Genomic DNA, 26,623 nt, shown 5'->3' with positions numbered 1-26,623 from the left:
CGTCAGCCCTCCGGCTCCGCCCGGCGACTCAGACCATCCCCCTGGGCCCCGCCCCGGCATTCACCTCGCGGTGCCCTGGGCCCCGCCCCGGCGTTCAGCCGCGGTGTCCTGGGCCCCGCCCCGGCGTTCAGCCGCGGTGTCCCGGGCTCCGCCCCGGCGTTCAGCTCCGGGTGCCCCAAGCCCTGCCCCACCACGCAGCCCGCAGCGCCCCAAGCCCTGCCCCACCACGCAGCCCGCAGCGCCCCAAGCCCCGCCCCGTCACTCACCCGTCGACACCTCCACGCTTACCCCACCCCACCCCACCCCGCCGGATCAGCCCCCCAGACCCCCGGCGCCCGCGCCCAGTCCACCGGACCGCCCTCGAAACGCACCGGTGGCAACGCGTACCGGAGTCGGCCGAGCGCACTGTCGGTCTCGGTCAGCCACTCTTCCGGGCCCTCGTGCACGGCGTCACCCGCGTCCGCGTCACCGGCCCCGTGCATCAGCCACGCCGCCGTCCGCGCCAGCGCCAGCCGCACGAACCTGCTGCCACCGTCGTACGACTGCTCGGTCAGCGCGCGCAGCACACCGGCCGCCAGCAGATAGCCCGTGCCGTGGTCCAGCGCCTGCGCGGGCAGCGCGCCGGGCCGCTCCGGCGTGCCCTCGACGGCGGCGACGCCGGTCGCGACCTGCACCAGGCTGTCGAATCCACGCCGCTCCCGCCACGGCCCGTACGCACCCCACGCCGAAAGCTGCGCCACGACCACCCCGGGCCGCCGCTCGGCCAGCGCCTCCGGCGACAGCCCGAACCGGTCCAGGGCGCCCGGCCGGTACCCCGTGACGACCACGTCCGCCGCCGCGAGCAACTCCTCGAAGGCACGCCGGTCAGCCCGCAGGTCCAGCCGCGTCGACCGTTTTCCGAAGCCCGTGTCGGCGTGCTGGTCGGCCAGTTCGGGCAGCTGAGGAGCGTCCACGCGCAGCACGTCGGCGCCCAGCAGGGCGAGGATGCGGGTGGCGACGGGCCCGGCGATCACCCGGGTCAGGTCCAGCACCCGCAGCCCCGCGGCGGGCAGCAGGGGACCGCCGCCGACCGGCGCGAGCACGCGCGCGTGCGTGGCGTCCAGCCGCCCGCGCTCGACCAGCGGTCGCCCGGCCACGGCGACGCCCTGCGGATGCCCGGCCCACTCCGCGGGCGTGCGCAGCGCCACCGCCAGGCCGCCGGCGGCGTACACCGACTCCTCGACCTCCAGGGCGGAGCGCTCGGCGAGCACCGACTCGACGACGGACACGCGGTCATCGGACAGCCCCAGCGCGGCGAGCAACCGCGCCCGGTGGTGCGGGTAGTTCGCATGCGTCCGCACCCACCCGTCCGCCGTCCGCCAGAACCGCGACAGCGGAGCGAAGGTGACCGGCGCCCGCCCGTCGACGAGCAGCTGCCGCTCACTGACGAACGCCGTCGCCACGGCCCCGTCGTCCACCCGCACCCCGGGCACCCCGCCGGATCCGGGCCCGGGTCCGCTCCGCCGCGCCCCCAGCTCGGCGGCGGCCAGCGCACACGCGCCCACGCACGCCCGCGCCAACTCCCGTACCGGAAGCCGTGCTTCGAGCGCACCCGTGCGCGCGGTCACCGAGATCCGCGGGAGCAGAGCGGGATCGCCGCCCAGCGCGGACCAGACGTGTTCGATGTCGGTCATGCGCAGCACTATGCCGCGTCGACCCGATCAACGCGGACAGCGGGGGCCGGACGGAAGAACCGCCCGCCCCCCTGCCGGCCGCACTACTTCGTCACCGCGTCCAGCGCGTCCGCGGTGCCCCAGCCGTAGAAGCCGTTGCGGTTCGTCGTGCCCTCGCACACCGCGTCGACCTCGCCGTCACCGTCGATGTCGTACGGATCCGTGCACGCCGCGGCGTCGGCCTCGGCGTACAGGAGGGACTTCACCATGGCGGGAGAGGCGTACGGGTGCGTCGACTTGATGAGGGCGGCGACACCCGCGACATGGGGCGAGGCCATCGACGTACCGGCCATGTAACCCCACGTGCCGCCGGGGAGCGTGCCCAGGATGAGGCCGCTGGTGGCGGGCGGGGCCGGGGTCTGGTAGCGGGTCGAGTCGCCGCCGGGGGCGGAGATGTCGATGACGCCCAGGCCGTGGTTGGAGAAGGACGACTTGATGCCCTTCGCGCCGGTCGCCGCGACCGTCACCACACCCGGGAGCTGGGTCGGGATGTCGTAGCACTCGGACGGGTCGACGACCCGCTCGGTCGGCGTGGCGTCGTTCGGGGAGACCGGGTCGGTGATCTCGTCGGCGGCGAGGTCGTAGTTCTCGTTGCCGGCCGCGGCGACGTTGACCGCGCCCTTGCGCTCCGCGTACCGCGAGGCCCGGGAGACGGCGTCCACGAGCGCCTTCTGGTCGGGGTCGTCCTTGCAGTTGAAGTACCAGGGGTCGGTGTAATAGCTGTTGTTGGTCACGTCGACGCCGTGGGTGGCCGCCCACATGAAGCCGCAGACCACGGCCTCCGTGTAGAAGTAGCCGGCGGTGGTGGACACCTTGATGCCGGACACCTTCACGCCGGGTGCCACGCCCGTCATGCCGACGCCGTTCTTGGCGGCCGCGATCTCTCCGGCGACATGGGTGCCGTGCGGGCTCTCGGTCGGGCCCGGCCGCCACGCCCCGTCGGTCGTGTCGGGCTTGCCCGTCACACAGTTGACGGACGCCTCGCGGTCGAAGTTCGGGGCGATGTCGGGGTGGGTGTCGTCGACGCCCGTGTCGATGACGGCGACGGTGACGTCCGAGCTGCCGAGCGACTTCTCGTGCGCCTTGTCCGCCTTGATGGCGGGCAGGTCCCACTGCAGCGGCTCCAACGGGTCCTGCCCGTCGGCCGCCTCGGCGGCGTCGGCCTCCGCCGCGCTCAGCACCTTCGGCGTGCCGACATCGGTCGTCGACTGCGCGGGCAGCGGCGCGTTACGGGTGTTGCCGGCCGAGTCCACCCCGCGCACCGTGCGCAGGATCTTCGCGAAGTCGGGGTTCGACGAGTGGACGACGATCACCCCGATCTTGTCGTACGACGTCACGATCGTGCCGCCGGCCTCGGCTATCGCCTTCTTCACGTGACCGGGAACCCCGTGCCCCGGGCGGACGTTGACGACATAGCTGAGCGAAGTGGCGTCTGCCTCGGCCCCGGCCGGGGCGGGTGCGTCGGCTGCGGACGCGGCGACGTTCGGCAGGAAGGCGAGTGCCGTCGCCATGGCCATCCCGACCGGGATCGCCATCGCTCTGCGGTAGCGCGGGTGAGGCGCTGTCATGGTCTCTCCAGTTCGTTCGTGGTGGGGGCGGACCGTGCGGGAAGTCCGGGCGGCGCGGCCCGCCGTGGACCGCGCCGTGTGCTGCGACTACTTGACCGCGTCCAGGGCGTCGACGATGCCGGAACCGTAGAAGCCGTTGACCCGCTTCGGGCCCTCGCACACCGCGTCCTGGGTGCCGTCCCCGTCCTGGTCGTAGGAGTCGGGGCAACCGGGGTTGTCGGCCTGTGCCTTGAGCATCGCCTGCAGCTGCGCCGGAGTCGCCTTCGGGTGCGTCGACTTCAGCAGCGCAGCGACACCCGCGGCATGCGGCGAGGCCATCGAGGTGCCCTGCAGGAAGCCGTACGAATTGTTCGGCATCGTGGACAGGATGCGGCCGTTCTTCGAGGGGGTGTCCGGTATCTGGTACAGCCGGTCGCCGCCCGGCGCCGCCACGTCGACGACGCCCTTGCCGTAGGTGGAGTAGTACGACTTGACGTCGTTCACACCGGTCGCGCTGACCGTGACGACGCCCGGCAGCATCGTCGGCACGTCGTAGCACTCGTGCGGGTCGACGGTGCGCTCGACCGGCGTGGAGTCGTCGGGGCTGGAGTCGTCGACGAGGGAGTCCGCGTCCAGGTCGTGGTTGGAGTTGCCCGCTGCGGCGACGTTCAGGGTGCCCTTGCGCTGCGCGTACAGCTGGGCCCGGTTGACCGCGTCGACGATCGCCCGCTGGTCGGGGTCGTCCATGCAGTTGTAGAGCCACGGGTCCACGTAGTAGCTGTTGTTCGTGATCTCCACGCCGTGGTCGGCGGCGAACACGAACGCGCACACGACGCTCTCCGGGTAGAAGAGGCCGTTGACGGGGTCGGTCACCTGGATGCCGGCCACCTTGACGCCCGGCGCGACACCGGCGACACCGATACCGTTGCGGGCCGCGGCTATCTCACCGGCCACATGCGTGCCGTGGTAGTCCTCCGCGGTGTACGGCCGCCAGGAGCCCTCGCTGGTGTCCGCCTTGCCGCCGACACAGCTCGCCGACTGCGAGCGGGAGAAGTTCGGGGCGATGTCGGGGTGGGTGTCGTCGACGCCGGTGTCGATCACGGCGACGGTGACGTTCCTGCTGCCCGGGTTGATCTGCGCGGCCTTGTCGGCGCCGATCGCCCGCAGGTCCCACTGGTCGGCTTCCAGGGGCTCGCTCGCGCCCGCGGCCTCCGATGCCTCGGCGACCTTCGCGGCCTGCTCCTTCGTCAGGATCTGCGCGGCGCCCTCGTCCGTGGTGCCGGCGGCGGTCAGCGGCGCGGTACGGGTGGCACCCGCCGACTGTACCCCGCGCGCGGCGCGGATCTGCGCGCCGAAGTCCGGGTTCGACGAGTGCACGACGATCACACCGATCTTCGCGTACGTCTCGACGACGGTGCCGCCTGCCGCGGCGATCGCCTTCTGCACCGCCGCGATGGTGTGACGGTCGGTCTTCGTGTTGACGACGTACGCCAATACGGGTGCGTCCGCGGACTGCGTGGCCGGCTCCGCCTGCGGGGCGGCCGAGGCAGCCGCGGGCAGGAAGCCGAGCGAGGCGGTCAGCGACAGTACGACGGGCACGGCGAGAGCGAGCCGACGTCTGGAACGCAGATGAGGCATGGGATCTCCACATCATCTTGAAACGAAACAGGCCCGAGACACAGATGCTGCTCGGGCAGGTACATGACGGGTGGCGCAGGGCGAAACTATCCCCCGATTGCGCTGGCCAGCAACGACTTCCCCGAGGTTGGTCCGGAAAGAAGTGCCGGGAGTTGAACCGCTCCTCGCGTGGCGCCGTGACCTTGGGCAGGAGGCCCGAGCACGATCGAGCCCCCTGCCGGATCACGCTCAGTGGCCTAACATCGCCACTCGGCTCAAGTGATCCACGTCACATCCGTACAACGACACCCGCAACGCGAGGAGACTCCGTGGCTACCGACGCACCGCCCCCCTCGAAAGAACAACGCCAACTCCCTTCCACAGAGGAGTTCGTCGAGGTGCAGGAGAGCGCGGAGTTCGGTGAACTGCGCCGCTCCTACCGCTCCTTCGCCTTCCCGCTGACGATCGCCTTCGTCGCCTGGTACCTGCTGTACGTCCTGCTGTCCAACTACGCGGGCGACTTCATGGGCACCGAAGTGGTCGGCAACATCAACGTGGCCCTGGTCCTGGGCCTCGCACAGTTCCTCACCACGTTCCTCATCGCCTGGTGGTACGCGCGCATCGCCGCCGCCAAGTTCGACCCCAAGGCCGACGCGATCAAGTCCAAGATGGAGGGCGGCGCATGAACTTCGCTGTTTCCCTGGCCGCGGAGGATCCGATCAGCGAGCACCAGGGGCTGATCATCAGCCTGTTCTCGGTGTTCGTCGTCGCGACCCTCGTCATCACAGTCTGGGCCGGCCGTCAGACCAAGGACGCCGCCGACTTCTACGCGGGCGGCCGTCAGTTCACCGGTTTCCAGAACGGTCTCGCCGTCTCCGGCGACTACATGTCCGCCGCGTCCTTCCTGGGCATCGCGGGCGCGATCGCGCTCTTCGGCTACGACGGGTTCCTGTACTCCATCGGCTTCCTGGTCGCCTGGCTGGTCGCCCTTCTCCTGGTCGCCGAACCGCTGCGCAACTCCGGCCGCTACACGATGGGCGACGTCCTCGCCTACCGGATGCGCCAGCGCCCGGTCCGCACGGCGGCCGGCACGTCCACCATCGTGGTCTCGATCTTCTACCTGCTGGCCCAGATGGCGGGCGCGGGCGTCCTGGTCTCGCTGCTGCTCGGCATCACCAGCGACGCCGGCAAGATCGGCATCGTCGCCCTGGTCGGCGTGCTGATGATCGTGTACGTCACCATCGGCGGCATGAAGGGCACCACCTGGGTCCAGATGGTCAAGGCCGTGCTGCTCATGAGCGGTGCCCTGCTGCTGACCTTCCTGGTGCTGCTGGAGTTCGACTTCAACGTCTCCGACCTGCTGGGCACGGCCGCAGACCAGAGCGGCAAGGGCACCGCCTTCCTGGAGCCCGGCCTCAGGTACGGCGCCACCGAGACCAGCAAGCTGGACTTCCTCTCCCTGGGCATCGCCCTGATCCTCGGCACCGCGGGCCTGCCGCACATCCTGATCCGCTTCTACACGGTGCCCACCGCCAAGGCCGCCCGTAAGTCCGTGATCTGGGCGATCGGCCTGATCGGCTCCTTCTACCTGATGACCCTGGCGCTCGGCTTCGGTGCCGCGGCCATCATCAGTCAGGAGGAGATCACCGAGTCCAACGCGGCGGGCAACACCGCGGCCCCTCTGCTCGCCCTGCATCTGGGCGGCGTCGACTCCAACTGGGGCGCCATCCTGCTCGCCACCATCTCGGCGGTCGCCTTCGCCACGATCCTCGCGGTCGTCGCCGGTCTGACCCTGGCCTCGTCCTCGTCGTTCGCCCACGACATCTACGCGAACGTCATCAAGAAGGGCCAGGCCTCCGAGAAGCAGGAGGTCAGCGCGGCCCGCTGGGCGACCGTCGCGATCGGCGCGGTCTCCATCGGCCTCGGCGCACTCGCCCGCGACCTGAACGTCGCCGGCCTGGTGGCGCTCGCCTTCGCGGTCGCCGCCTCCGCCAACCTGCCGACGATCCTCTACAGCCTCTTCTGGAAGCGTTTCACCACCCAGGGAGCCCTGTGGTCGATCTACGGCGGTCTGGTCACCTCGGTCGGCCTCGTGCTGTTCTCGCCGGTCGTCTCCGGCAAGGCGACGTCGATGTTCCCCGACGTCGACTTCCACTGGTTCCCGCTGGAGAACCCGGGCCTCATCTCGATCCCGGTCGGCTTCCTGATGGGCATCATCGGCACCTACCTGTCCAAGGAGGAGCCGGACGCCGGCAAGTACGCCGAGCTGGAGGTCCGCTCCCTCACGGGCACCGGGGCGCACTGAGACCACCCCGCCCGCGGCCGCGTCGTAGATCCCTGCGACGCGGCCGCGTCGTACCCGGTGGGATAGGCCCCTGCTGGTTGTCAGTGGCGTCGCGTAGGCTCGCGGGTGTTGGAAAACGAAGGATCCACAAGGATCCACTTGGAAAACGAACGATCCACTACGAGGGAGGGGGCCCACGTGCTCATCGACACCTACGGCCGAGTGGCCACCGACCTGAGGGTCTCGCTCACCGACCGCTGCAATCTCCGGTGTACCTACTGCATGCCGGAGGAAGGCCTGCAGTGGCTCGCCAAGCCCGACCTGCTCACGGACGACGAGATCGTCCGCCTGATCGACATAGCCGTCACCTCCCTGGGAATCGAGGAGGTCCGCTTCACCGGCGGCGAGCCGCTGCTGCGCCCCGGCCTGGTCGGCATCGTCGAGCGCGTCGCGGCCCTGGACCCCCGCCCCCAGATGTCCCTGACCACGAACGGCATCGGCCTCAAGCGCACCGCGAGCGCCCTGAAGGCGGCGGGGCTGGACAGGGTCAACGTCTCGCTGGACACCCTCCGCCCGGACGTCTTCAAGGCCCTCACCCGCCGGGACCGCCACAAGGACGTCATCGAGGGCCTGCACGCCGCCCGCGAGGCGGGCCTGACCCCCGTCAAGGTCAACTCGGTCCTGATGCCGGGACTGAACGACGACGAGGCCCCGGACCTCCTGGCCTGGGCCGTCGAGCACGACTACGAGCTGCGCTTCATCGAGCAGATGCCCCTGGACGCCCAGCACGGCTGGAAGCGCGACGGCATGATCACCGCAGGGGACATCCTGGCCTCGCTGCGCACCCGCTTCGAGCTGACCGAGGAAGGCTCCGAGCAGCGCGGCTCGGCCCCCGCGGAACGCTGGATCGTCAACGGCGGCCCGCACCGCGTGGGGGTCATCGCCTCGGTCACCCGCCCGTTCTGCGCGGCCTGCGACCGCACCCGCCTGACCGCCGACGGCCAGGTGCGCACATGCCTGTTCGCCTCAGAGGAAACGGACCTGCGCGCGGCCCTGCGTTCCGACGCCCCCGACGAGGAGATAGCCCGCATCTGGCGCCTGGCGATGTGGGGCAAGAAGGCGGGCGCGGGCCTGGACGATCCGGCCTTCGTCCAGCCGGAGAGGCCGATGTCGGCGATCGGAGGCTAAGCCGGCCCGGCGGCGAAGTCAGCTGCGGTTCGCCAGCGCCCCAGAGGGGCGCGGGGCTCTATCAACATGCGGCTCCGCCGCGTGGGCCCGACCAGCCACGATGGTGCCGCGGTCGAACGACGGCACCTCACCGCCCCGCGGCGGAGCCGCATATCGACTCAGCCGGCGAAGCGCTCAGGCCTCTTCAGGGGAGTCCCACTCCTCCAGCGGGACAACGTCCTTCAGGAACCCCCGCACCCCGAGGAACTGAGAGAGATGCTCCCGGTGCTCCTCGCACGCGAGCCAGGTCTTGCGCCGCTCCGGCGTGTGCAGCTTCGGATTGTTCCAGGCCAGTACCCACACGGCGGCGGCACGGCAGCCCTTGGCGGAGCAGATGGGAGAGGCTGGATCGTTGCCGGGGAGGTTCAGATTCACGCCCCGACCCTAACCCCGTCAAAGGCGACGCCGAGCAGCCACGGGGGGAGCTGCCCGGCGTCGGTCTGTCGCTCCGACGGGGGATGCGGAGCGCTTAGAAAGTATGTCACGGGTCAGTACCCGCTCGGCACCGGAACAACATGATTGATCTGAGCTTTTCCTGAGCTTGGTACGGAGCCGACTCCGGCCGGAGAGCGTCCGCAGACCTCACGTCCGCTCGCTCCGCTCGCTTCTCGCGCCGGGCTCCGGATCTGCTGTGCCGTCCTCCGCCGCCCGTTCCGCGGAGCCGTGGTCGTCCCGCGGCGGAGCGATCATCGGCCGCATCGGCGCGGTCACAAACGTCGACGGGAGCGACGGCGCGTTCTCCCGCCCGGCGTTGGCGATCACCACCGCGACATAGGGGAGGACCGCCCCGAGCACCAACGCCACGATCGCGACGTGCCGTTCGACGCTCCAGAGCGAGAGCGCGAGGATGACGGACACCGTACGGATGGACATCGAGATGACGTACCGCCGCTGCCGCCCGCGCACATCATCGTGCAGGCCCGCCCGGGCCCCGGTGATCCGGAATACCTGGGCGTTGCCGCCGTCATGCTGCTTCCGCATCACATTCCACCATCCGCCCGCATCGGACTCTCCCGGGCTCCCACCCGCTCCGCCCGGGCGGACGAGCCGAGCCCGGACAGCCTCCACGCTACGCCGCGCCTGCGTCGCCTACGAGACCGGGGCACCTCCGGCCAGGGCGAGTGGCCTGCGCCCGAGCGGGTAGAGCCGTACCCGACGTGCGGCGTAGCGCGAACGGGCCGACACTGGGCGTAATGCTCACGTCGAGCCGTACGAGGAGGCAGCCATGGGCTGGTTGTGGGCGATCATCGTGGGGTTCGTGCTGGGGCTGCTCGCCAAGGCGATCCTCCCCGGCAAGCAGCACAGCCCTCTCTGGCTGACCACCATCTTCGGCATGCTCGGCGCCGTCGTCGGCAACTCCATCGCCCGAGGAGTAGGCGTCGACGAAACCTCCGGCATCGACTGGAGCCGCCACGCGTTCCAACTGGTCGCAGCGATCATCATCGTAGGCGTGGGCGACATGCTGTACATGGCGACGCTGGGCAAGAAGAAACACCAGGTCTGACTGGAGCGCCCCGAGCGCCCCTTTTTTGGGGCGCGGGGCTGTATCGATATGCGGCTCCGCCGCGTGGGCGCGAACAACCACAACGAACCCGCAGCCGGGCAGATCCCCGCACCCCACGGCACTACCCGCCGACAACCTCCACCGCCGCCAGATTCTTCTTCCCGCGCCGCAGCACCAGCCACCGCCCGTGCAACAGATCCTCCTTCGCCGGGACGGAGTCCTCCGCGGCGACCTTCACGTTGTTCACGTACGCCCCGCCCTCCTTCACCGTGCGCCGCGCAGCGGACTTGCTCGCCACCAGGCCGACCTCGGCGAAGAGATCGACGACAGGGCCCAGCTCGGCGACCCGCACATGCGGCACCTCGGAGAGCGCCGCCGCCAGCGTCCTGTCATCGAGCTCCGTCAGCTCGCCCTGCCCGAAGAGCGCCCTGGACGCGGCGATCACCGCGGCCGTCTGGTCCGCACCGTGCACCAGCGTCGTCAGCTCCTCGGCGAGCGCACGCTGCGCGGCCCGGGCCTGTGGCCGCTCCTCCGTCTGCTGCTCCAACTCCTCCAGTTCCGCACGGGACTTGAAGGACAGGATGCGCAGGTACGTCGAGACGTCCCGGTCGTCCACGTTCAGCCAGAACTGGTAGAACGCGTACGGCGTCGTCATCTCCGGGTCGAGCCAGATCGCACCGCCCTCGGTCTTGCCGAACTTGGTGCCGTCCGCCTTGGTCATCAGCGGAGTCGCGATGGCATGCACATTCGCGTGCGGTTCCAGCTTGTGGATCAGGTCGAGCCCGGCCGTGAGGTTGCCCCACTGGTCGCTGCCGCCCTGCTGCAGCGAGCAGCCGTACCGCCGGTACAGCTCCAGGAAGTCCATGCCCTGGAGCAGCTGGTAGCTGAACTCCGTGTAGCTGATGCCTTCCTCGGACTGCAGCCGCCGGGCGACCGAGTCCTTGGTCAGCATCTTGTTGACGCGGAAATGCTTGCCGATGTCGCGGAGGAACTCGATGGCGGACAGGCCGGCCGTCCAGTCCAGGTTGTTCACCATCACCGCGGCGTTCTCACCCTCGAAGGTGAGGAACGGCTCGATCTGCGAGCGCAGCCGGGTGACCCAGGCGGCGACCGTCTCCGGGTCGTTCAGCGTGCGCTCCGCGGTCGGGCGCGGGTCGCCGATCTGACCGGTCGCGCCGCCCACGAGCGCGAGCGGGCGCAGCCCCGCCTGCTGGAGCCGGCGCATGGTGAGGACCTGGACCAGGTGGCCGACGTGGAGACTGGCCGCCGTCGGGTCGAAACCGCAATAGAACGTGACGGGACCGTCCGCGAGCGCCTTGCGCAAAGCGTCCTCGTCAGTGGACAGGGCGAACAGCCCCCGCCACTTCAGCTCGTCGACGATGTCCGTCACGGTTCTCGTATCTCCCTGAAGCGATCTTGCCGGCGGTCGGGTGACAGCCGACTACGAGGTTATACGCCCTGACTGACAGAGCTCATATTGAAGTCCGGCACCCTCAGCGCGGGCATCGCAGCCCTAGTGAACCAGTCGCTCCACTCCCGCGGCAGCGTCTTTTCCGTGCGCCCCGCCTCGGCCGCCCGCCCCAGCAGATCCACCGGCGACTCGTTGAACCGGAAGTTGTTGACCTCGCCGGTCACCTCGCCGTTCTCGACGAGGTAGACGCCGTCCCGGGTCAGGCCGGTCAGCAGCAGGGTGGCCGGGTCGACCTCGCGGATGTACCAGAGGCAGGTCAGCAGCAGGCAGGGCCCACGATGGTCCGTGCTCTCGACCATGTCCTGAAGGGACCGGTCCGTGCCGCCGTCCAGGACGAGGTTGTCGATCGCGGGCGCCACCGGCAGCCCGGTCAGCCCCGCGCTGTGCCGGCTGGTCATGAGGTGCCCCAGCTCGCCTTCGCGCACCCACTCGGTCGGCGTCAGCGGCAGCCCGTTGTCGAAGACCGACTGGTCGCCTCCGGAGGAGTGCGCGATCACGAAGGGGGCGGACTCCAGGCCCGGCTCGTTCGGGTCGCTGCGCAGGGTCAGCGGCAGCTCGGTGAGCCGGTCGCCGACGCGGGTGCCGCCGCCGGGCTTGGAGAACACCGTACGGCCCTCGGTCGCGTCCCGGCCCGATGCCGACCACATCTGGTAGATCAGCAGGTCGGCGACGGCGGTCGGTGGCAGCAGCGTCTCGTAACGGCCCGCGGGCAGCTCGATCCGGCGCTCCGCCCAGCCCAGCCTTACGGCCAGCTCGGCGTCCAGAGCAGCCGGGTCGACGTCCTTGAAGTCCCGGGTCGACCGCCCCGCCCACGCCGAGCGCGTACGGTCGGGCGACTTGGCGTTCAGCTCCAGCGTCCCGTTGGGCTGGTCATGCCGGAGCCGCAGACCCGTCGACGTACCTACGTACGTCGACACCAGCTCGTGGTTGGCGAAGCCGTACAGCTCGCGGCCACCCGCACGCGCGCGTGCGAACGCCTCACCGAGCGCCGGGGCGAAGTCGGCGAACACGGTGGACGACGTCTCGGCCGGGGCGTCCGTGAAGTCCTCGGACGTCGGCACGTCCGTGACCAGCGGCTGGGCGTCCTCGGCGGGCCCGGCGCCGCGCGCGGCTGCCTCGGCGGCGCGCACCAGCGGCTCCAGTTCGTCGGCGGTCACCGCGGAGCGTGAGACGACGCCGGAAGCGGTGCCCTCCTTGCCGTCGACGGTCGCGATGACCGTGAGTGTGCGCCCGCGCGTGACCCCGTTCGTGGTGAGGGCGTTGCCCGCCCAGCGCAGATTGGCGGTCGACTGCTCATCGGCGATCACCACGCAGCCGTCGGCCCGCGACAGCTCCAGCGCCCGCTCGACAACCTCGTGCGGCTTGCTCGTACGCGCGCTCATCGACCGGCCTCCTGCGTGGTGTTCAGAATGTTGACGCTCTTGAAGAGGGCGGACGGGCAGCCGTGCGACACGGCCGCGACCTGGCCCGGCTGGGCCTTGCCGCAGTTGAACGCGCCGCCCAGGACGTAGGTCTGCGGACCGCCGACGGCCGTCATGGAGCCCCAGAAGTCGGTGGTCGTCGCCTGGTAGGCCACGTCCCGCAGCTGACCGGCCAGCCGCCCGTTCTCGATCTTGAAGAACCGCTGTCCCGTAAATTGAAAGTTGTAGCGCTGCATGTCGATCGACCAGGACCGGTCGCCGACGACATAGATGCCGCGGTCGACGCCCCCGATCAGATCCTCCGTGGACATTCCGGCGGGGTCCGGCTGCAGGGACACGTTGGCCATGCGCTGCACGGGCACATGGCCGGGGGAGTCGGCGAACGCGCACCCGTTGGACCGCTCGGACCCGGTCAGTTTCGCGATCCGCCGGTCCAGCTGGTAGCCGACGAGCGTGCCGTCCCTGACCAGGTCCCAGGACTGTCCCTCGACGCCTTCGTCGTCGTACCCGATGGTCGCGAGTCCGTGCTCGGCGGTGCGGTCGCCGGTGACGTTCATCAGCTCGGAGCCGTACTTCAACTTGCCGAGCTGGTCGAAGGTGGCGAAGGAGGTGCCTGCGTAGGCCGCCTCGTAGCCGAGGGCGCGGTCCAGCTCGGTGGCGTGGCCGATGGACTCGTGGATGGTCAGCCACAGGTTGGAGGGGTCGACGACGAGGTCGTACGGACCCGGCTCGACACTGGGGGCCCGCATCTTCTCCGCGAGCAGCTCGGGGATCCTGGCGAGTTCGTCGTCCCAGTCCCAGCCGGTGCCCGTGAGGTACTCCCAGCCGCGCCCGACCGGCGGCGCGATGGTGCGCATCGAGTCGAACTCGCCGCTCGACGCGTCCACCGACACCGCCGTCAGCTGCGGATGCAGCCGTACCCGCTGCTGCGTGGTCACGGTCCCCGCGGTGTCGGCGTAGAACTTGTTCTCGTGGACGGTGAGCAGCGACGCGTCGACGTGATCGACCCCGTCCGCCGCCAGCAGTCGGCCGCTCCAGTCCGCCAGCAGCCCGGCCTTCTCCTCGTCGGGCACGGTGAACGGATCGATCTCGTACGACGAGATCCAGGTCCTCTCGGCATGGACGGGCTCGTCGGCGAGCTCCACCCGCTCGTCCGACCCGGCCGCCCGGATCACCTGCGCGGACAGCTTGGCCATCGCCACCGCCTGCGAGGCGACCTTGGCGGCGGCATCGAGCGTCAGATCCACGCCGGACGCGAATCCCCACGTCCCGCCGTGCACGACCCGCACCGCGTACCCGAGGTCGGTGGTGTCCGACGACCCGGCGGGCTTGCCGTCCCGCAGGCGCCAGGACGCGCTGCGCACCCGCTCGAACCGGAAGTCCGCGTGCTCCGCCCCCAACGCACGCGCGCGTGCGAGCGCGGCGTCGGCGAGGGCGCGTAGGGGGAGCGCCAGGAATGACTGATCGACTTCATGAGGCACGGGTTGGGATTCCCTTCGTGACAGCTGTTGAGCCCGTCCTGACTGAGCTGGTGACGCGCAAAAAGGAAGTGAAGCACGTTGTACTGCGCCGCACACGCACGCATCTCTTGGGGGTGGGAACAGTCCGAAATGCCGGACGCCCCGCTCGCTGTCAGTACCCACCGCTAGGCTCAGAGTTCGATCAAATCATTCGAGTGGCTTGCCGGACCTTGCTGGTCCAGAAGGAGGGGGGACGACGGCATGAGCACAAGCAGCGCGTCGAACGCACCGGACCCCAGGCTGGTGCGTCTTGCCCAGCAGTCCAGGAACTTCGGCTTCCTGCTCCCGCACGTGCCGCTCCTCGTGGCATACGGATCCGCCGCTGAGAGCCATGTTTTCACTGACCCCAACACGTCACTGATCAAGTCCCGGCAGTTCGGCGAGACACTCGCGGCGGACCTGGTCGGCCGCGGGCGTGTCCGCGTTGAGGGCAGCACCCAGTTCGACCGTCTGAAGTCCTTGGACCGTGAGGGCTACCTTCACGGCGATGTGGGCAAGGCGTTCCACGAGATCCGCACGCTCGGCAACGACGCGAACCACAAGGACTACGACGACGCGGACGACGCCTTCCGTGCCCTGCGAACCTGTTTCCGGCTGGGAGTCTGGTACCACCGCCTGCTCACCGGCTCGCGTGAACAGATCACCTTTGTGCCACCGGCCCCGGACAAGACTCCGGCTGCCGAAAACCGGCGTTTGCTGGCGACGGTCGCCGAAGCCCGCAAGGCACTCGAAGAGGCACGGATCAGTTACCAGGGCCAGCGGTCGCAGGCGCAGGCCGAGCAGGCGGCGCGGGCCGCCGCTGAGCGCGAGCTGGTGCGGGCGACGGCGGAGCGTGACGACCTCACCCGCGCCGTGGCCGCGATGCAGGACCAGCTCAAGGCGTTCGAGACGGCTTTTGAGGCGGCTCAGGCCAGGCAACGGCGTGCCGACGCCACGAACCGTGCCGCGGCGTCGGCGGCTGTGGCCGAGCGCGCCCGCCTCCTGGACAACGCCGAACAGGCGGCTCGCGAGCCCCTCACGGAAGCACAGGTCCGTGCTCGACTCGACGAGATGCTGACCGAGGCCGGGTGGAGCGTGCAGGACGCGGGGGCTACCCAGAACCTCTGGGTCCAGGGTGACCGTCGTGGCAACGGCGTCGCCGTGCGTGAGACGACGACGGCCCGAGGCCGCGCCGATTACGCGCTGTATGTGGACCGCAAGCTCGTCGGTGTCATCGAGGCCAAGCGCGAGGGAGCGGACCTCTCCGCGGCCGAGGAGCAGGCCGACCGCTATGCCGACCACCTCACCAATACCCAGCAGCGCCTGGCAGCCTGGCGCACACCATTGCCGTTCCGTTACGTCAGTGACGGTGGGGAGACCCGCTTCCGCAATGCCCTCGACCCGGACTCCCGCACCCGCCGCATCTTCTCGTTCCACCAGCCGCGCACGCTGTCCCGCTGGATGCGCCAGGCCGACGAGGACCCGCAGGCACCCACCTACCGGGCCCGCCTGCGCCTGCGCATGCCCGAACTGGACGAACGGCCGCTGCGTCCTGCTCAGATCACTGCGGTCCGTGGCGTAGAGAACTCGGTCGCCCTGGGCAAGGGCCAGCAGGGCATGGGCCAGTCCCGCTCCCTGGTCCAGATGGCCACTGGCGCGGGCAAGACGTACACGGCGGTCACGTTCTCGTACCGCATGCTCAAGCACGCCCGTGCCGAGCGTGTGCTGTTCTTGGTGGACCGCAACAACCTCGGTGCCCAGGCCCTCGCGGAGTTCGAGAACTTCACCACCCCCGACACCCACCGCAAGTTCGCGGACCTCTTCAACGTCCAGCGGCTGGCAGCAGAAGGCATGAACGCATCCTCCAAGGTCGTCATCTCCACGGTCCAGCGGCTCTACCGTGGTTGGACGCGAACCCGAAACGCGCCCGGGCCACCTGGGTCAACCACCGCACAAAGCCCATCCTCTGGGCGGCGGACGGCAATCAGTACTCCCCGTCTGGGCTGATCGCGCGTATGTGGGAACTTGCCGAGTGGGAGGACCGGCCGGTGTCCAACCAGGGCCCGGCCCGCTGGCTCACCCCTGACGGGGCGACCCTCGCGGATCTCGCCTGGCAGCTACTCGCCGATCTGGAGGGGGACGGGGATCAGGAGGAGTAGGCCGCGCGGGTTCAGGCGAACGGGCGGGTACGGGGAGCAACTCCCGTACCCGCCCGTCCCGTTCGTCTACGACGTCGCCGCGTGCGCGGTGAACGCCGCCCAGGTGGCGGGCGTGACGACGAGAGGACGGATCCCTTTGTCCTTGGAGTCGCGGATGTGGACCGCCTCGGGGCGCACAGCGACCTCGATGCAGTTGTCACCTTCGCTGCCGCTGTAACTGCTCTTGAACCAGCTCAGCTCATCGGTCGTGCTCATAGCGCTCCTCGCATCTGTTCCAGCAGCTTCACCGTAGCCCGGCAGTCCAGGGCCTGTGAACGCAGCTTGCCATAGCGTTGGAGCAGGACGCTGACGTCCTTGGGATTGGAGATCAGGCTGCTGGATCGCTGCCCTTCGGTGTAGCCGAGCCATTGGTTGTCCTGGCTCTCGGCCAGGTACATCTGACCGTCGATTCCGCAGTGGTCCTCTTGACACAGAGGCATGATCTGGATCTCAACATTGCGCCGAGTGCCCACCTCAAGCACGTGATCGATGACCTGCCTGGTCACTTCGGAGCCTCCCATACGGCGCTCCAGGATGCTCTGCTCGATGATGAAACTGAACGCGGTGTTCGGTCGGTTGGCGATGAGCTGCTGGCGGTCCAGCCGAGCCTCCACCTCACGTTCGATCTGCTCCTCCGTCACCGGAGGCAGACGTAGGTCGAACACCGCCCGGATGTACCCCTCCGGCTGCAACAAGCCAGGAACAGCCCGGCACTCATACGCGTACAACGACACCGCCTCCTCCTCGGTCCCTGCCCACTGTAGGAACCAGGAGGCCAGCCCCGCCTTCCTCCGCAGACTTCTCGCTGCCGCCGTCAGAACCTTCGCCGCGACCGGTCCCAGCACCTCACCCGCCCGCGCGGGCAGGTTCTTCGGAGGGAACCGCTTCCCCTGTTCGAACTTGGCGACGTACGAAGCCGAGTACCGCACCCCCAAGCTGAACTCCTCCTGAGTCAGCCCCGCCTCCTCCCGCAGCGCCTTCAGAACTGCGCCGAAGGTCTTGAGACCGTCGGAGAGTTCAGATGCACTGCCCTGGTCCGTCGTCATCGCCGCGCGCCTCCCGCACTCCGTTGTCACCGACCCCGCTGGCACTGCCCAACCCAGCCAGGGTCACGGTCAGTTACTCACCCCGTCCAGAGTGTGCACTGGCACAGCCACGTCTGTGTGGGCGTCGTACCTGTTGATGGGGCGGGAGGGACCGGAACGCTGGGCCCATGCCAACCCCCCACGCCCAAGAGGCGGTTACCGTAAGTGTGTTCGCCCAACGCTTCTCCCCCACCCGACGCGGCGCCCGCCTCGCTCGTCGGCTCGCGACCCACCAGCTGGACCTCTGGGACGTACCCCACGGCAGCCAGGCCTCCGAGGCCGTCGAACTCGTGGTGGCCGAACTCGCCGCCAACTCCGTCCTCCACGGCCAGGTCCCCGGGCGCGACTTCGAGCTGTGCCTGAGCTACGACTACGCCGCCGGCGTCGTACGCGTGGAGGTGTCCGACACCCACCCGCGGTGCCCCGAGCCCGGACCGGCGTCCCAGCCGTCCGGAGAGGCCGACGGCGGCAGGGGACTGATCCTCGTCGAGGCCGTTGCCATGCGGTGGGGAGTCGGTGAGCGGCTGGGGCCGGGCAAGACGGTATGGGCGGAGTGCGCGGTGCCGCGGTCCCCGTGTCATCCGTGCCGCTGATCCCCCGAAGTTTAGGCGGGGCGCGGACTGGCCCTTCTGGATCTGCTCGCCCCCGGCCGGCAGGTCGCGCGGTCGGCGAGCAGATCCGGTGCCATCTGGAGCGCTGAAGCGGCCGGACGCGGCGCGGGGCAGCGGCGTAGTATTACGTGACACGTCTAACACGTATCCCCTCGACGGGCGGAGGCCGTGATGCTCCTCAACAGCAAGGGACAGGTCACCATCCCTGCTGCCCTGCGCGCCAAGTACAACCTGCACGAGGGCGACGAGATCGACGTGATAGAGGTCGGCGGAGCTCTCCAGATCGTCCGCGTTGAACATGCCGAAACACCTGGTCAGCGGCTGGTCCGGCGGATGCGCGGCAGCCGCGTCAGCAAGGACGTCGAGGGACTGTCGACCGACGAGATCATGGAGCTGCTGCGTGGCGAATGAGCCTTCCCGGCCCCGCCTGGTCGGCGACCCCGCGCTTCCGGCCGTACTGGTCGACTCGTGCGTCATCCTGGACGTGGTCACCGGCGACCCCGCCTGGTGCGAGTGGTCCGCCCAGCGGATCGCCGAGGCCAGGGACGAGGGCATCCTCGTCATCAACCCCGTGGTCTACGCGGAGATCTCCGTCGGCTTCGACGCCATCGAGGGACTCGACGAGATGCTGGGCAACGATTACGACCGCCACCCCCTGCCCTGGGCCGCGGCGTTCCTCGCGGGCAAGGCGTTCAAGCGGTACCGGGCGAACGGCGGGCGGAAGCGAGCGCCGCTGCCCGGCTTCTACATCGGCGCGCACGCGGCGGTCGCCGGACACCGGCTGCTCACCCGTGACGCGACGCGCTACCGGACGTACTTCCCCCGCCTGGATGTCATCGCGCCCGCTTGAGGGGGGCGAAGGCGCGCTTGACCGAAGCCCAGGGGAAGGGAAACGGTGTCGATTCCCTCGTAGCGCAAGGTGACCACCTGGGGCCACCCGGGCTGCTGATCTTTTCGGAGGACTTGGCTGTTTCAACCCGGGCCCCACTAACGTGAGTTCCATGGCCGGCAAGAGCAAGACCAAGAAATCCCGCAAGACCGCTAGGGTCCCCGCACCCCGCCAGACGGCGCCCCCCACTCCCACTCCCGCCCAGCAGGCCGAGGAGTACGAGCGGCTGGTGGCGCGCTACCCCGAGGACCGCCAGGAACTGCTCCTGGAAGCAGCCCACGCCTGGTGTGCCGCCGACGAGTACGACCGTGCTCTCGCCCTCTACCGGCGGCTGCTCAGCCCCGAGGACGGTGGCTGCGAGGAACCGGACCTGGTGGACGCCTTCCGTATCGGCGCGCTGTGGGACGCCGGACGTGAGGAGGAGGCGCGTGCGGCAGCCGCCGCGTTCCGTGGTCGCCACCCCCGGGACGCGGGCGCGTGGAACTTCGTCGGCGAGGTGTTCGAGTCGCACGGCGACGCGGCGGCGGCCGAGTGGTACACGGCCGGGGTCACGCACGTCCTGGGCGCCGGAACCAAGGTCACGGCGGATGTTGTCGAGGCGTCCTCGGACAGCTTCGATCTGGAGACGCTGTTCATTGCCCGCCACCGGACCCGGCGCCTGGCCTGTGCCGTGCACGACGACTGGGACGATGTGGCCGACGAGCTCCATGCCCGGCGCCAGTCGGGTCTGTTCGGCGATGTGCGTCCGCTCGACGAGGCGCACGACCCGATCCGTCTCAGGCGGATGCGCAACGGCGAGGGCGAGCTTCTGGAAGCCGAGATCGAGGAACTCGTCGCCGCCATGAAGGACGACCGGGCCGCGCGGACCGGAACCCTGAAGACCTGTGTCCTGTTCTGGCCGCCGGAGGAGTTCACGCGGCTGCTCCAGCGCTCGCCGGAGGCCGCCACGGCGTACGGCACCGACCACGCCGACCACCTGCGGCAGGTCGAGAGCGTCCTGCGGGAGCTGTCGGAGGAGGGTGCCGTACGGCTCGCCGTCGGCCGTGCCACGCTCGCCGGGCTGGAGGCTCATGCGGAGCGGGAGGGCGGCTCCTGCGGCGAGCAGGGCACCCGCTCCTCCTACGCCGCCGAACTCGCCCGGAGCGGGGTGGCGGTCGACTGGCCGCCACCGCGTAACGGGCCCTGCTGGTGCGTTTCAGGGCGCAAGTACAAGAAGTGCTGCGGGAATCCCGCGACCGGGTGAGTGCGGAATCAAGTGGAGGCGGCCGGATGTAGGTACAATCGCTTGCATGTGGGTACAGGACCCGTCTCGAACCGAAGGAGTCCGTCATGAGTGCCATCTCCGTCCGCGAGTTCTCCCACAACCCGAGCGCTGTCTTCGCCCGCGTCGAGAAGGGGGAGTCGATCCAGGTCACCAAACACGGCAATGTGATCGCGATACTGTCCCCGGCCGGTAGCCCCATGGAGCGGTACGCCCACCTGGTTGCCCAGGGGAAGATCAGACTGAAGCCGTTCACCGCCGTCGACCGTCACAGCATGCCGCGTTACGAGGTACCCGAAGGTGTCGATCCCCTGGCGCTGCTTCTGGCTGAGCGCGAGGAAGACGACCGTTGATCTACATGGACACCTCGGCGCTGGTCACATGGATGACACGCCGCAACCACTGGACCGAGCTGGACGCCTTCCTTGAGCGGCGAGCCGTAGTGCCGCTCGCCACGAGCTCACTCGGCTTCGTGGAGACGGTACGGACCCTGGATCTCATGGGGCACTTTCCGAAGGCGATGGAGGATCTGGACGCCCAGGTGACGGAGATCCACCTCACCAGAGAGGTGCGTGACAGCGCGGCCGTACTGGTCGGGCGGCTGAGAACGCTGGACGCGGTTCATGTGGCCAGCGCGCTGTCCCTGGGGAACGATGTGACGGCGCTGGTGACCTACGACCGCAAGATGCTCGACGCGGCACGAGCCGAGGGCCTGTCCGCCCATGCCCCAGGAATGACGGACTGAGCCCGCAAGGCACACGTACCCGAAAGGGTGCCGTCTGTGGAAAACCTACAGACAGCACCGCTTCGCCCTGTCACCGTCGTCTTCGGCACCCACTGCCGCGGACCGATAGGTTTCGAGGGAAGCCGCCTGTCATCCAGGTGTTCAGGCGGGTGTGTCAGACCGCTACCGAAAGGGTGATCCGTTGAGCCGCTCGGTTCTCGTCACCGGAGGCAACCGGGGCATCGGCCTCGCCATCGCCCGGGCATTCGTCGACGCCGGCGACAAGGTCGCCATCACCTACCGTTCCGGTGAGCCGCCCGCCGGCGTCCTCGCCGTCAAGTGCGACATCACCGACCCCGAGCAGGTGGAGCAGGCCTACAAGGAGATCGAGGACGCGCACGGGCCCGTCGAGGTCCTGATCGCCAACGCCGGAATCACCAAGGACCAGCTCCTGATGCGGATGACCGAGGAGGACTTCACCTCGGTCATCGACACCAACCTCACCGGCACCTTCCGCGTCGTCAAGCGCGCCAACCGCGGCATGCTGCGTGCCAAGAAGGGCCGTGTCGTCCTCATCTCCTCGGTTGTCGGGCTGCTCGGCGGTCCCGGTCAGGCGAACTACGCCGCCTCCAAGGCCGCCCTGGTCGGCTTCGCGCGCTCCCTCGCCCGGGAGCTGGGCTCGCGCAACATCACCTTCAATGTCGTCGCGCCCGGATTCGTCGACACCGACATGACGAAGGTGCTCACCGACGAGCAGCGCGCCGCCATCGTGTCGCAGGTGCCGCTCGGCCGGTACGCGCAGCCGGACGAGGTCGCCGCCGCGGTGCGATTCCTCGCCTCGGACGACGCCTCGTACATCACTGGAGCCGTCATTCCCGTTGACGGCGGACTGGGAATGGGTCACTGATCACCATGAGCGGAATTCTCGACGGCAAGCGCGTCCTGATCACCGGTGTGCTGATGGAGTCCTCCATCGCCTTCCACGCCGCCAAGCTGGCCCAGGAGCAGGGCGCCGAGATCATCCTGACCGCGTTCCCGCGGCCCACCCTGACCGAGCGCATCGCACGGAAGCTCCCGAAGCCCACCAAGGTCATCGAGCTCGACGTCACCAACGACGAGCACCTCGGCCGCCTGGCCGACATCGTCGGCGAGGAGCTGGGCGGCCTCGACGGCGTCGTGCACTCCATCGGCTTCGCGCCGCAGGACGCGCTCGGCGGCAACTTCCTCAACACGCCGTTCGAGTCGGTCGCCACCGCCATGCACGTCTCGGCGTACTCCCTGAAGTCGCTGACCATGGCCTGTCTGCCGCTGATGCAGAACGGCGGCTCGGTCGTCGGCCTCACCTTCGACGCGCAGTACGCCTGGCCGCAGTACGACTGGATGGGCCCGGCCAAGGCCGCCCTGGAGGCCACCAGCCGCTACATGGCGCGTGACCTGGGCAAGCAGAACATCCGCTGCAACCTCATCTCCGCCGGCCCGATCGGCTCGATGGCCGCCAAGTCCATCCCGGGCTTCGCGGACCTGGCGTCCGTCTGGGACACCCGCTCCCCGCTGGAATGGGACCTGAAGGACCCGGACCCGGCCGGTCGCGGCGTCGTCGCCCTGCTGAGCGACTGGTTCCCGAAGACCACGGGCGAGATCATCCACGTCGACGGTGGTCTGCACGCCATCGGCGCGTGACGCACGACCGATCCGACCGATCTGCCAGGGGCCCGCGTTCCTTCCGGGGACGCGGGCCCTCGGTGCGTCACCCGTTCGGCCCACCCGCCGGGCGGGGGAGGGCCGCCACCGCACACCCTGGATTACGCGTTCACCACACGCTTCCCTCCCCAGCACGGCCGAGGAGGTCCCCGTTGTGCGCCTTTCCCGCAGCCTGGCCTCAGTGACCGTCGCCGTCGCTCTCGTGTTCTCCCTGTCGTACGAGGCGATGCCCCACGCGCGCGTGAAGGTACGGAAGGCCACCGCGCCGGAGCCGTTCGGCGCCGCGTGCCGCAGCAGGGTCATCGGCTCCTACGTGACCGCGTTCTGCCACAACCCGTATCCGCGAACGGACAGCGTCCGTCTGCACATCGAGTGCGACCGCTGGTGGGACGTCGACAGCGACGGTGCCGCGGTCGAGGCCGGGCCCGCGCAGACCGTACGGCTGACCGGCCGATGCTGGAAAGAGGTCCGTTCGGTGTGGGTCAGTCACCGGAAGCGGGCGCTGTGAACCGCCCGGGACGGCACCGGAGCGGAATGGCGTGCCGCTCGCCTTCGTCATCCCGCGCGTGGCCACCCGGCTGCCCCATGAAGGCCGATCGTGATCGCACTCGGCGTCTGCGGTCTCGCCGGATGCGCCGGCCTGTACGCCGCACCGGCCGGCGGCGCCTGAGCCCGGGCACCGCTGCTCGGCGTCTCCATCTGCGCGTTCCCGCCGGCCTCACCACGGTCGGGATGCGGGCTGAGCGCTCCGCGGGAAGCGTCACGATCGGCCGTCGCTCATCCGTGGGCCGCTCGTGGCTGGTCGCCCGCGCGGCGGTAGCCGCACATCCACACGGCCCCGCGCCCCTGGCGGGGACGAGGCGGCCCGCTGAGCCCGACCCCCACAGACCGGGATCTTCGCCGCGTGCGAGACTTGGCGCATGTCGCCAGTGCTTGAGCCCAACCCGCCGAACGGCCAGAGGAAGCTGCTGCTCGTCTTCGGCTCGTTCTTCGCCATCTTCGTGGTCATCGCGATCATTGCGACGATCGCCTCGCCCTGACGATTGCCTCGCCCCGACGTCCGCCTCGCCCTGACGATCACCTCGCCGTGAACCGCCCACCGGCCCGATGGTGGGGTTAGCACCACCATCCCCTAGGGGGCGAGTGTCAGGGTCAACTGGGTGGATCACCGGATGGGTTGAGGGCCCGGGAGTCCGTAACTTCGAGGTGTGACCGCGAGCGGCGGGCACCGATCACTCGAAGACTCACGGAGGCGTCATGTCGGCCCCTACGCAGACCCGGCTCCACCCGGCGCGCTCGGGCCGCCCGGACATCAGGTTGCCCTGGTGGGCCCTGGCGCTCCCCGCGCTCGCGTTCGTCACCCTGTTCCTGCTGATACTCAACCCGTCCGACGCGCAGGCGGCGACCACAGACCCGGCGATCACCCGGCTCTTCGAGCACATTCTGCAGCTGATCACGCGCTGAGCACCTGCTGAGCCGCCCGTCAACTCCCTGCGCCCGTTGGCGTGTTTCATGCGAAGCTGGGACGCATGAGCGTCGCAGAACCCCGCAGGATCGTCCTCTTCCGGCATGCGAAAGCCGACTGGCCACAGGTGACCGACCACGAGCGGCCGCTCGCTGAGCGGGGCCGCATGGACGCCGCAGTCGCCGGACGCAAGCTCGCCGACACCCACATCCCCTTCGATCTGGCCCTGTGCTCCACCTCGGTCCGGACCCGGGAAACCTGGAAGCTCGCCGTCCAGGAATTCCCCCACCGGCCGAAAACCGTCTATGAGGAGCGGGTCTACGAGGCCTCGCCCGGCGAGCTGATCGCCGTGCTCAACGAAACCCCCGACGACGCGCAGAACGTCCTGCTGATCGGCCACAACCCGGGCGTCCAGGGCCTCGCCGAGATCCTCGCGGGCTCAGCGGAGGGCGACGCCCCTGAGCGGCTGGGCCGCCGCGGCTTCCCCGCCGCCGCCTTCGCGGTCCTGACCTTCGAGGGCTCCTGGAAGTCCCTGGAACCGGGCACCGCCACCCTGCGTGACTACTGGGCACCCTCCGAATAACCCCACGCGACCGGCGCGAGGGGCCCGGCACCACACCGGACGCTGTTGGTTAATTCGGGCCCTGTTGCTTCGCCCCGTCGACTTGGTCGGCGGGGCGAAGTGCTGCGAAGTGGCTGGTGCGGGTGCGGGCTCGTGGTGTGCCGGTGAGGTGGGCGTCGATGCGGGTGAGGTTGATGGCGGCGCCTGTGAGCTGGTGCTGGAGACTGGTCTTTGCCAGGCCCCGGTAGCGGGATCTGCGCAGGCCGCAGCGCTGGAGGCCTTGAGAAATGGTGCCCTCGACCCCGGCACGGATCTTGTAGCGTTCCTTCCACACGTCGGTCTGCTGCTCGGTCCGGGCGGCCTGGACGGCTTCATGTTCGGCGCGGTGGCGCAGGGTGATCTCCCGGCGTTCGGCCTTCGGTGAGCTGACGCAGTCACGCAGGTGGGTGCAGGTGCGGCAGTCGGCCGGGTTGAAACGAACCCGGATGACGGGTTGGCCGTGCTGCGAGTGCCGGTGGTGCCACTGCGTGCTGGTAATACCGTCCGGGCAGGTCACCTGCTGTTTGTCCCAGTCGATGGTGAAGGCGTCCTGTCCGTAGGGGCCGTCCTTCTGGGCCGTGGTGTTGGCCGCCATCGGGCCGTGCAGAGCGATGCCGTGTTCGCTGCGGGCGGCCACGACCTGGGCGGCGTTGGGGTAGCCGGCATCGACCCAGTGTTCGCCGGGCAGGCAGTCCCGTTCGGCGAGGGAGGCGTGGATCGGGCCGGCCATCACGCTGTCCGGGACGGTGGCGTCGGTGGTGGCCACGTTTGTGATCAGGTTCGGGGTGTCCGGCTCGCAGGTCTCGGTGAGATGGGCCTTGTATCCGTCCCACAGGATGTCGCGTTTCTTGCTGCCCCTCGCCTCGGGGTCATAGGGCGTGACCAGGCGCGTCGCGCCCGGCGGGCGGTCTTTTGGGTCCCGCCGCCGCACCTCGCCCCCGGTCAGGTGGAAGTGCTGAACCCACATCTGCCGCAGAATCTGGACCGGCTCCAGCTCCCGCAGCCCGGCCGGCGCCCGGGGCGAGAAGACGGCCTCAAGCAGTCGCATCCCGTCAGCCCCGATCCGCCTGCCGACCTCCTCCCGTCCGACCTGGCCCTTGGGGAACCGGGAGTCCTCGGCCCGGGTGGCGTAATGCCTGAACCACTCTGGTTCGGCAACCTCCACCAGCCAGTCGGGGGCAGCCTGCGCGAGCGTGTTCAACGCCGAACGGAGCGTCTCCGCCACCATCTCCAGCCAGCACAGCTCCCGTGCCGCGGACTGAACATGCGTGGAGTCGGTCCTGGCCCGGCCTGCCGTCTTCAGCAGTCCTTTCTCCCGGGCCGCGGCCAGGATGCCGTCCAGCACCCGCCTGCCCGCCTCCGCCTCGATGAGGCGGTCGCGGAACTCCGACAACACCGAGAAGTCGAAGCCCGGATCAGTCAGTTCCAGCGCGAGGGCGTACTTGAAGTCGATCCTCGCCCGCACCGCCTCGGCGGCCTGCCGGTCGGTGAGACCCTCGACGAACTGCAACACCAGCACCAACGCCAGCCGCCCCGGTGACCAGGCAGGCTTCCCCCGCGCAGGGAAGAGATCCGCGAACTCCTCGTCGGTGAACAACGGTCCCAGCTCGTCCCGGACGCGGATCGCCAGGCTCCCCTTCGGGAACGCGGCCCGCGCCACCCGCACCGTCTCCACCGGAATCTCGCCCGGCCCGCTCGGCTGCATAGACATCGACACCCACCCCATACGACAACGTCGGCTCCCAAGACCACAACCGGGTCTTGGGAGCCGACGTCACGCACGGGCCCGAATTAACCAACAGCGTC

29 protein-coding genes and 1 pseudogene are annotated in these 26,623 nt (G+C 69.5%); 19 read left to right on the top strand and 11 right to left on the bottom strand.

Translation table 11 applies throughout. The features are described 5' to 3' along the window. Window positions 1-284: 284 nt before the first annotated feature. The 3 genes from GFH49_RS06900 to GFH49_RS06890 form a co-directional block, all read right to left on the bottom strand. Window positions 285-1,673 (bottom strand): CoA transferase, encoded by a 1,389-nt coding sequence (locus GFH49_RS06900; protein ID WP_155054877.1) that lies wholly within the window; start codon window positions 1,671-1,673, stop codon window positions 285-287. 83 nt (window positions 1,674-1,756) lie between these two features. Next, the gene (locus GFH49_RS06895) at window positions 1,757-3,280 is read right to left on the bottom strand and encodes a S8 family peptidase (RefSeq protein ID WP_196217881.1); all 1,524 of its coding nucleotides are present in this window, start codon (window positions 3,278-3,280) and stop codon (window positions 1,757-1,759) included. Between the two features lie 87 nt (window positions 3,281-3,367). After that, entirely contained in the window at window positions 3,368-4,897 is a 1,530-nt protein-coding gene (locus tag GFH49_RS06890) for a S8 family serine peptidase (protein ID WP_155054876.1), read from the bottom strand. A 308-nt stretch (window positions 4,898-5,205) separates the two neighbouring features. On the opposite strand from GFH49_RS06890, the gene GFH49_RS06885 reads away from it, so the two are divergent. The 3 genes from GFH49_RS06885 to moaA all read left to right on the top strand — a co-directional run bounded on the left by GFH49_RS06885 (window position 5,206) and on the right by moaA (window position 8,348). Further along, window positions 5,206-5,562, top strand: coding sequence for a DUF485 domain-containing protein (locus GFH49_RS06885; RefSeq protein ID WP_155054875.1), 357 nt, complete (start codon window positions 5,206-5,208; stop codon window positions 5,560-5,562). After that, window positions 5,559-7,181 (top strand): monocarboxylic acid transporter, encoded by a 1,623-nt coding sequence (locus GFH49_RS06880; RefSeq protein WP_155054874.1) that lies wholly within the window; start codon window positions 5,559-5,561, stop codon window positions 7,179-7,181. The genes GFH49_RS06885 and GFH49_RS06880 overlap by 4 nt, the downstream gene beginning before the upstream one ends. Before the next feature lie 177 nt (window positions 7,182-7,358). Beyond that, a complete protein-coding gene (gene moaA / locus GFH49_RS06875) occupies window positions 7,359-8,348 on the top strand; it encodes a GTP 3',8-cyclase MoaA (protein ID WP_230396198.1) in 990 nt (329 codons plus the stop codon). A gap of 174 nt (window positions 8,349-8,522) precedes the next feature. Here moaA and GFH49_RS06870 read toward each other — a convergent pair whose 3' ends face one another. Beyond that, window positions 8,523-8,762, bottom strand: coding sequence for a hypothetical protein (locus GFH49_RS06870; RefSeq protein WP_155054872.1), 240 nt, complete (start codon window positions 8,760-8,762; stop codon window positions 8,523-8,525). Between the two features lie 207 nt (window positions 8,763-8,969). Continuing rightward, complete coding sequence (locus tag GFH49_RS06865) at window positions 8,970-9,368, bottom strand: DUF3099 domain-containing protein (protein ID WP_155054871.1); 399 nt, start codon at window positions 9,366-9,368, stop codon at window positions 8,970-8,972. 244 nt (window positions 9,369-9,612) lie between these two features. Here GFH49_RS06865 and GFH49_RS06860 point away from each other — a divergent pair, with 244 nt between their 5' ends. After that, window positions 9,613-9,891 carry a GlsB/YeaQ/YmgE family stress response membrane protein gene (locus GFH49_RS06860; protein WP_155054870.1) on the top strand — a complete coding sequence of 93 codons (279 nt, stop codon included), beginning with the start codon at window positions 9,613-9,615 and terminating at the stop codon, window positions 9,889-9,891. Between the two features lie 121 nt (window positions 9,892-10,012). Here the strand turns inward: GFH49_RS06860 and tyrS are convergent, their stop codons facing one another. The 3 genes from tyrS to GFH49_RS06845 are packed head-to-tail and all read right to left on the bottom strand — an operon-like array spanning window position 10,013 to window position 14,264. Further along, window positions 10,013-11,281: a tyrosine--tRNA ligase gene (gene tyrS / locus GFH49_RS06855; RefSeq protein ID WP_155054869.1), complete on the bottom strand. Its 1,269-nt coding sequence runs from the start codon at window positions 11,279-11,281 to the stop codon at window positions 10,013-10,015. 59 nt (window positions 11,282-11,340) lie between these two features. Beyond that, complete coding sequence (locus GFH49_RS06850; RefSeq protein ID WP_155054868.1) at window positions 11,341-12,744, bottom strand: metallopeptidase TldD-related protein; 1,404 nt, start codon at window positions 12,742-12,744, stop codon at window positions 11,341-11,343. Next, complete coding sequence (locus GFH49_RS06845; protein ID WP_155054867.1) at window positions 12,741-14,264, bottom strand: TldD/PmbA family protein; 1,524 nt, start codon at window positions 14,262-14,264, stop codon at window positions 12,741-12,743. Before GFH49_RS06845 ends, GFH49_RS06850 begins: the two co-directional genes overlap by 4 nt. A gap of 240 nt (window positions 14,265-14,504) precedes the next feature. Here GFH49_RS06845 and GFH49_RS06840 point away from each other — a divergent pair, with 240 nt between their 5' ends. Further along, window positions 14,505-16,289, top strand: a complete 1,785-nt coding sequence (locus GFH49_RS06840; protein ID WP_155054866.1) for a DEAD/DEAH box helicase family protein — start codon at window positions 14,505-14,507, stop codon at window positions 16,287-16,289. Window positions 16,290-16,297: 8 nt separating this feature from the next. Next, a complete protein-coding gene (locus GFH49_RS39290; protein ID WP_196217880.1) occupies window positions 16,298-16,441 on the top strand; it encodes a hypothetical protein in 144 nt (47 codons plus the stop codon). A gap of 66 nt (window positions 16,442-16,507) precedes the next feature. Here the strand turns inward: GFH49_RS39290 and GFH49_RS06830 are convergent, their stop codons facing one another. Further along, window positions 16,508-16,696, bottom strand: coding sequence for a DUF397 domain-containing protein (locus GFH49_RS06830; RefSeq protein ID WP_155054865.1), 189 nt, complete (start codon window positions 16,694-16,696; stop codon window positions 16,508-16,510). Next, window positions 16,693-17,526 (bottom strand): helix-turn-helix domain-containing protein, encoded by an 834-nt coding sequence (locus tag GFH49_RS06825; protein WP_155054864.1) that lies wholly within the window; start codon window positions 17,524-17,526, stop codon window positions 16,693-16,695. Before GFH49_RS06825 ends, GFH49_RS06830 begins: the two co-directional genes overlap by 4 nt. Window positions 17,527-17,693: 167 nt before the next feature. On the opposite strand from GFH49_RS06825, the gene GFH49_RS06820 reads away from it, so the two are divergent. The 13 genes and pseudogenes from GFH49_RS06820 to GFH49_RS06765 all read left to right on the top strand — a co-directional run bounded on the left by GFH49_RS06820 (window position 17,694) and on the right by GFH49_RS06765 (window position 24,799). Continuing rightward, on the top strand, window positions 17,694-18,158 hold the full coding sequence (locus GFH49_RS06820; RefSeq protein WP_196217879.1) for an ATP-binding protein: 465 nt from the start codon (window positions 17,694-17,696) through the stop codon (window positions 18,156-18,158). Window positions 18,159-18,347: 189 nt separating this feature from the next. Beyond that, window positions 18,348-18,587: an AbrB/MazE/SpoVT family DNA-binding domain-containing protein gene (locus GFH49_RS06815; RefSeq protein WP_155054964.1), complete on the top strand. Its 240-nt coding sequence runs from the start codon at window positions 18,348-18,350 to the stop codon at window positions 18,585-18,587. Then, window positions 18,577-19,026, top strand: coding sequence for a type II toxin-antitoxin system VapC family toxin (locus tag GFH49_RS06810; protein ID WP_230396197.1), 450 nt, complete (start codon window positions 18,577-18,579; stop codon window positions 19,024-19,026). Before GFH49_RS06815 ends, GFH49_RS06810 begins: the two co-directional genes overlap by 11 nt. 151 nt (window positions 19,027-19,177) lie before the next feature. Then, a complete protein-coding gene (locus GFH49_RS06805; RefSeq protein WP_155054863.1) occupies window positions 19,178-20,308 on the top strand; it encodes an SEC-C domain-containing protein in 1,131 nt (376 codons plus the stop codon). Window positions 20,309-20,394: 86 nt separating this feature from the next. Continuing rightward, window positions 20,395-20,679, top strand: coding sequence for a type II toxin-antitoxin system Phd/YefM family antitoxin (locus tag GFH49_RS06800; RefSeq protein WP_155054862.1), 285 nt, complete (start codon window positions 20,395-20,397; stop codon window positions 20,677-20,679). 5 nt (window positions 20,680-20,684) lie between these two features. Further along, window positions 20,685-21,071 carry a type II toxin-antitoxin system VapC family toxin gene (locus GFH49_RS06795; protein ID WP_155054962.1) on the top strand — a complete coding sequence of 129 codons (387 nt, stop codon included), beginning with the start codon at window positions 20,685-20,687 and terminating at the stop codon, window positions 21,069-21,071. Between the two features lie 181 nt (window positions 21,072-21,252). Further along, a complete protein-coding gene (gene fabG, locus GFH49_RS06790) occupies window positions 21,253-21,957 on the top strand; it encodes a 3-oxoacyl-[acyl-carrier-protein] reductase (protein ID WP_155054861.1) in 705 nt (234 codons plus the stop codon). A 5-nt stretch (window positions 21,958-21,962) separates the two neighbouring features. Continuing rightward, complete coding sequence (gene fabI, locus GFH49_RS06785; protein WP_155054860.1) at window positions 21,963-22,730, top strand: enoyl-ACP reductase FabI; 768 nt, start codon at window positions 21,963-21,965, stop codon at window positions 22,728-22,730. A 175-nt stretch (window positions 22,731-22,905) separates the two neighbouring features. Further along, a complete protein-coding gene (locus GFH49_RS06780) occupies window positions 22,906-23,259 on the top strand; it encodes a hypothetical protein (protein ID WP_155054859.1) in 354 nt (117 codons plus the stop codon). Window positions 23,260-23,287: 28 nt separating this feature from the next. After that, window positions 23,288-23,507, top strand: a pseudogene (locus GFH49_RS39945) (MFS transporter); the annotation flags it as partial. Window positions 23,508-23,671: 164 nt separating this feature from the next. Next, entirely contained in the window at window positions 23,672-23,791 is a 120-nt protein-coding gene (locus GFH49_RS40925; RefSeq protein ID WP_268867470.1) for an SGM_5486 family transporter-associated protein, read from the top strand. 217 nt (window positions 23,792-24,008) lie between these two features. After that, window positions 24,009-24,215: a hypothetical protein gene (locus GFH49_RS06770; protein ID WP_155054858.1), complete on the top strand. Its 207-nt coding sequence runs from the start codon at window positions 24,009-24,011 to the stop codon at window positions 24,213-24,215. Between the two features lie 65 nt (window positions 24,216-24,280). Next, the gene (locus tag GFH49_RS06765) at window positions 24,281-24,799 is read left to right on the top strand and encodes a SixA phosphatase family protein (RefSeq protein ID WP_155054857.1); all 519 of its coding nucleotides are present in this window, start codon (window positions 24,281-24,283) and stop codon (window positions 24,797-24,799) included. Between the two features lie 49 nt (window positions 24,800-24,848). Here the strand turns inward: GFH49_RS06765 and GFH49_RS06760 are convergent, their stop codons facing one another. Further along, the gene (locus GFH49_RS06760; protein WP_155054089.1) at window positions 24,849-26,528 is read right to left on the bottom strand and encodes an IS1182 family transposase; all 1,680 of its coding nucleotides are present in this window, start codon (window positions 26,526-26,528) and stop codon (window positions 24,849-24,851) included. Window positions 26,529-26,623 lie beyond the last annotated feature (95 nt).

Source organism: Streptomyces blattellae (assembly GCF_009709555.1).
GTDB lineage: Bacteria > Actinomycetota > Actinomycetes > Streptomycetales > Streptomycetaceae > Streptomyces > Streptomyces blattellae.
The sequence above is the reverse complement of the archived record's forward strand: the minus strand, read 5'-3'. Positions and strand labels throughout refer to the sequence as shown.